General features: G+C 47.1%; 2 protein-coding genes. Both read right to left on the reverse strand.

The annotated features are described in order from the left end of the window. Positions 1-299 precede the first annotated feature (299 nt). Complete coding sequence (locus F6K52_RS31490) at positions 300-851, reverse strand: Npun_F5560 family protein (protein ID WP_070395519.1); 552 nt, start codon at positions 849-851, stop codon at positions 300-302. A 210-nt stretch (positions 852-1061) separates the two neighbouring features. After that, the coding region (locus F6K52_RS31495) for a GEVED domain-containing protein (RefSeq protein WP_293088201.1) at positions 1062-5504 on the reverse strand (4443 nt) is incomplete at its 5' end.

Raw genomic sequence — 5504 nt, forward strand, 5'->3', positions numbered from 1 at the left:
TAAATCAATACAGGATATTGAGGAACAGCAAGTCTCATTCGTGAGGAGAGAGAAGCCTACATCATAATCTTTGATTTGATGTAGGAGTAGTCACGTTTTCCCCATTTGTAGTTGAAAGTTCCATTTTTAAGTTTGACCCGGTGGTGCGTTACGGGGCGGGCTGTCTATACCCTGCCTACGAAGCGGAAAATCTGGGCGAGCCCCCCTAACGCACCCTACCCAACATTTACTTACCTTCAACCTTAAACCTTCAACTAATCTTCCACAAACCAGTTGACGCACCCCTAACCCAAAGGCTGTTACACACTACCAAAAGTTGGGATTGGACTAGCATTCTGACGATTGAAGCTCGGTAGATCAACGCGGGTGATATTGCGGCTTCTAACAGCTAATCGGTAACTGACACTCTGGAGTTCTGCGTGGAGTTGTCGGTTTTCCCGCTGTAACATGGTCACCTTCTCCTTAACTGGTGCCATCCGTTCAGAAAACTTCTGGTGATAAATTTTTGGTAGCTCTTGTACAACTTGTTCTAGCTGACGGGAGCGCTCGGTTAATTCTTCTACGGAATCCCGCAATTGCTTAATTTCCGTGTCACGGGTCGCAATTTGCTGTTGATAAAATTCTACCTGCTGCTCCACATCGTGCAACTGTTCTCGCAAGACCACCATCTGAGCCTTATGGCGCTCAGACACCTCTTGGGGAGGTTTGAAGTTAGCATTCCCCTTCACCAAGCGGAATAGTTCTTGAGACAGCTGCTGCACTAACTGGTCTCTAAGCTGTAACTCTTCCCGCAAGTGAGATACTTCCGTTTGCAGAGCTGATCTCGATAGGGTTTCAATCTGCCTCACCATGGCTTACCACTCCAAGTAAATATACAATTTCCAATAGTAGATGCGAACCGGGGGTGTCGATCACTGATCACAAAATATACTGTTGCAGCTAATGTACCATCCAAACCCGGCCATTGACCATCGAAACAGACATCTAGCCCCAATCACCTTCAAGTTTAGAGTTTAGAATTTTCCATTCTTAATTCTTCATTCTTCATTCTAAATTCTGCCTTATTTCACCAAAGCCCGGAAGCGAATAAATCCATAGGAATTGGGTGGGTTTCCTGGTGAATCAGCGTTTGGCACATCGCCAACTTCCACTACTACTACTCCATTTTGATTGAAGGTCACATTACATCCCGATGGCACTGACGTTCCTGGCTCGTAATACCGACCGCGATCGCTATCGGGAATATTAGTAAGATAGATATTGGGTTCAGCTGGACCACCTGAAGGTAGGGAACTGGTGCTCTGGAACAAAGCAATCCCGACATCACTACTGGGGAAGCCAGCGGTGGCATTAAAGGAGTCGGGAATAAAGGTAGTTTCTCCAGGCACTCGGTCACAGATGCGCAGGTTTGTAGCATCATTGCTGCCATTGGAGAGGAAGTAAACAGTATACTCTAACTCATCCCCTGGCATCACTTGGCCAGAGTTAATTAATCCCCGCAGATAAACATCAGGATTTGGCCAGTTGGGGTCATTGTCATCAGCAGCACGTTCCGAATTAACGTTATTCTCAGAACTGCCACCATCAATGCCATCGATAAAGGGTGAACCAGATTCTGGTAGGTCTATCCACTCGTTGGTATCTTTGGGTTTGATAGCCGTAATCCGCTTGACCAAGATGACATTGGGCAAGATATTGTTATAAACTCCAACACTAGTTTGGCGTACACTAACCGTATCGGTATCCCGGGTTTCCAGGAATTCAGGACAACGGCCATCGGCATCATTACTCAGGGTATGCTCCCAGCAAGCACTAGTATTTCCGTCTTCTCCATTGGGGGTGAGGCTAATGGATTGACCCGTTGCTGCCCCATCTAAGTCTCCTTGGTAAGTGTCGTCCCACAGATTCAATCCAGCGGACGGAGGAGTATTAATGGCGTTATTGGAGCCATAAGCAATGTAGTCTACAATCTTGAGTTCGTCGTCATACAGCCAAATATCTTCTCCGGCATTGTTGAGTTTGGCTGCGTTTCCTAACCAATCCTGGAATGCAGCATCGGGAGCTTGATGGTCTGATGTATTGTTACCAATCCAAATAACAGCGTATTCCCCTGGTTGGAGAGTGGTGTTGTTGGGGAAGATATAGGCGGGATTAGCAGCATCACCAGTAATGTTGCCAGTATTATCAGTACTGTTAAAAATCAGGTTGCTATCGGCTAGTCTCCAGTTACTGATATCTACAGCATTATCGGAAGCGTTATAGAGTTCGATGAATTCATCATTAGCCTCAGCACTGCTGCCAGTTTGGGCGTAGAGGACTTCGTTGATAACGATATTTCCAGCTTCTGGTGAAGGTTCTTCCGGAATTAAGCTGTAGGTGTAGGTCACACACAATCCGGCAGTTGCCTCGCTACTAGAGCCAGTAGAAGCGTTATCAGAGTTAATGAAAGTGGCTGTAGAGGTAGTATTCACCTCGATACTGACAGTTTCCACTGGTGATGAGGAGCTAATAAAATCAGCTAGGTTAGTATACTCTTCGGTATGGGTTTCATAGGCAAGAATCGTAGGAGTCGTTCCACCGGAAGTGCCGCTAAAGTCAAGATTACCATCAGAGGCTGGTAGATTGAAGTCGATGGATTGGTTGTAATTTCTGGTAAAATTGGCGTTAGTATCAGGCAAGGAGACACTGACGTCTCCCTCCTGGTTCACGGTTATTGTTTTTGGCTGGTCTACCGTATTCTCGTAGATTAACTCTTGTTCAATCAGGGTACTCAGGGTTAGGTCTACGCTGGCGAGGCTACCTTGAGCAGAATCAAATTTTTGTACGTTCAGGGTTTCAGTCCAATTGGTACGCTGGCGTGGTATGACATCGCAAGCGACAATAGTGTTGGTTTTGAGGGTAAGTCCAGCATCAATACTGGTATTGTTATCTCCCGCAGCCAAGGTAAAGGTAGCAGTGCGACCTGTGACTGGATCGGCATCACTGTCTAGGGTGTCATCCCCACCATCTTGGCTAGTGAAGTTATAGCCAACAGCAGGGGAGGTGAATTCAATGATGTAATCCCCTGGGTCAAGGTTGCTGAAACTGTAGTTACCATTGCTGTCGGTAAAGGTGGCATCAACGAAAGTGTTGTCAGATTTGTAGATATTGACTAGGGCGTTGGCAATTCCAGGCTCTCCAGCATCTTGGATACCATCACCATCTAGGTCTTCCCAGATTTTATCCCCTACAGAGGCAGTCGTTGGTGTAGGGTCACCGATCGCAATTTGATAATCCTCTACCTCACCATTAATCACCGCATCCTTAGAACGCTCGTCAACATCCGCTGTACTTGGGTCATCGGGTATCAGTGCATTTTGAGTAATCCGAAATCGAGCATAGCTATTACCAGCAGTGGTACCCTCCGGCACAGTCCAGGTGAGATTAGCCGTGGTGGCACCATTACTCACCGTTTGGCTTTGATATTCCTGGACTTCAAATTTTCCATCTTGGTCAAAGTCAATCCAGCCATGGAGGGTGGCATCAACTCCACTAGTATTGGTTACAGGGATATTGGTTAAATTGTAAGTGCCGGTTAGAGGTACATTAGGCAGTGTAGTAAACGCATCCTCATCATCATTGTTATTTGTATCATCTCCATCAGCATTTGTACCGCCATTGCTGCTCAGCTGGGTTTGGGATTCAATATCGGGTGCACTGCCTAAATAAACAGTGGGTGAGATGGGGATGGTGGTGTGGAGCGCGTCACCATAACTTGCTGGGGCATCACCATAGTCAATGCCAAAGTTACAATTTCTGAGTTCAATATTGTCGAGGTAGAAATCTAGACCACCCCTGCCTGCTTCGGTAGATTTAATCTGGAGCTCGATGGAGGTCTTGGGACCGTTGGTGAAGGTAAAAGTATGCTTTTTCCAGGCTAAGGCTGATGGGACAGCAGGCAGCGGACCGGTGCTATACACCGACTCATTGTCAAGAAAAACATCGATTTCGTTAGGAGTTCCATTTGGTTCACTATTAGCAGCCCAAAACGAAATCTCATAAAATTGGTTGGGGATTAATCCGGTGATGGTAATCCCGAGCTCAGGAATGCTGTCGATATCTGGGTCAGTGGCAAAGAATCTGCCAGTTACCCCATACACAGGGTCGGTGACCGGTTCATGTTGGAAGCGATTTCTGGCCACCACAATATTGGCAACAAATGAGTACTCCCCAAAAAGAGGGGTTTCCAAACTAGAATTATTCGGCCTAGATTTGTATTGAGCGTAGTCTCCTCCGCTGATTCCTGCATAGGGATTGGTGGCGGGGGATTGGGTGGCAGAGCCATCTTCAAAGCCAAAAGTGCCGTTATCGTAAGGGGTAAAAATATTGACAGTTGATAAGACGCCCCCTTGGACTGCACAGGATGTCCCGGATGGGGTGTCGTCAATGGTTTGATTGGGATTACCACTTCCAACAATGGCAACCTGATAATCTTCTACTTCTCCATCACTGGCTGCGCCCCCTGGTGTGGCGGCGGTAATGGTGGGATCGGTTGTGAATCGAAAACGTGCATAGGTATTGCCCACACTGCCTACTGAAATATTGTTCCAGCTCAGCCCGGAGGCGGCGGGGGTACCGTTAGTAATCTCGACGCTGGCATATTCGCTGCTTTCAAAAGTGCCACTTTTATCGAAGTCTATCCAGGCATGGAGTGTGGCTGTACCGGTGTTAGTGGCAGTGATGTTATTAGCCTCAATGACATAGCCAGTACTCCCTGCTGTTAGGGGCAACAATGTGATCCCATCATCTTCTGTACCGTCACCACTACCATCGAGTGGTGTGGCGGCATCGGTTTCACCATCTGGGGCTGTTCCTAAATGGATACCACTGACAATATCATGGCTCGCACCAATGGGGTCACTGCCGCTGTTCCCTGCGGTAGCATCAGTACCGTAAGTATCGGGAGCATCACCATAGTCAACAGTTGTTGCTGCAGGTGTTGCGATCGCAATTTGATAATCCTCTACTTCACCATTACTGGCTGCACCGGTAGGACTCAGGCCAGTATCAGAACTATACCGGAAACGGGCATAAGTATTACCAACAGTAGCATCAGCTGGAACAGTGACATTTAATGCGATCGCATTCCCACTAGGACTAACATTGGTAGCAATTTGTTCATTAGTATCATTAAAGTCACCATCAGAGTTCCAGTCAATCCAAGCATTCAGCACTCCAGACCCTGCGGTAGTGAGATTTAAAGTGACATTACTTCCTGTGGTTAAGCTCTGTCCTTGGAGAGTTTCACTATTGAGTAATACCCCATCATCGGTATCATCGGTAGCGTTATTGTTAGTATCGGTGCCATCTCCAAAGCCATCGGTATCTGTAGTTACCCAACTACCAAGGTAGGTGCTACCATCTATGTCGTGACTCGGACCATTATCGCTGAGTAAGGTATTATAGTTACCAGTGCTAGTGCCGTTGCCAGTATCCGGAGCATCACCAAAATCTTTGTCACTAGC

The organism is Moorena sp. SIO3H5 (assembly GCF_010692395.1).
Taxonomy (GTDB): Bacteria; Cyanobacteriota; Cyanobacteriia; order Cyanobacteriales; family Coleofasciculaceae; genus Moorena.

Coding starts and splice junctions, on each gene's coding strand:
- F6K52_RS31490 (WP_070395519.1), bottom strand. CDS start 851: ATGGTGAGGCAGATTGAAACCCTATCGAGATCAGCTCTGCAAACGGAA.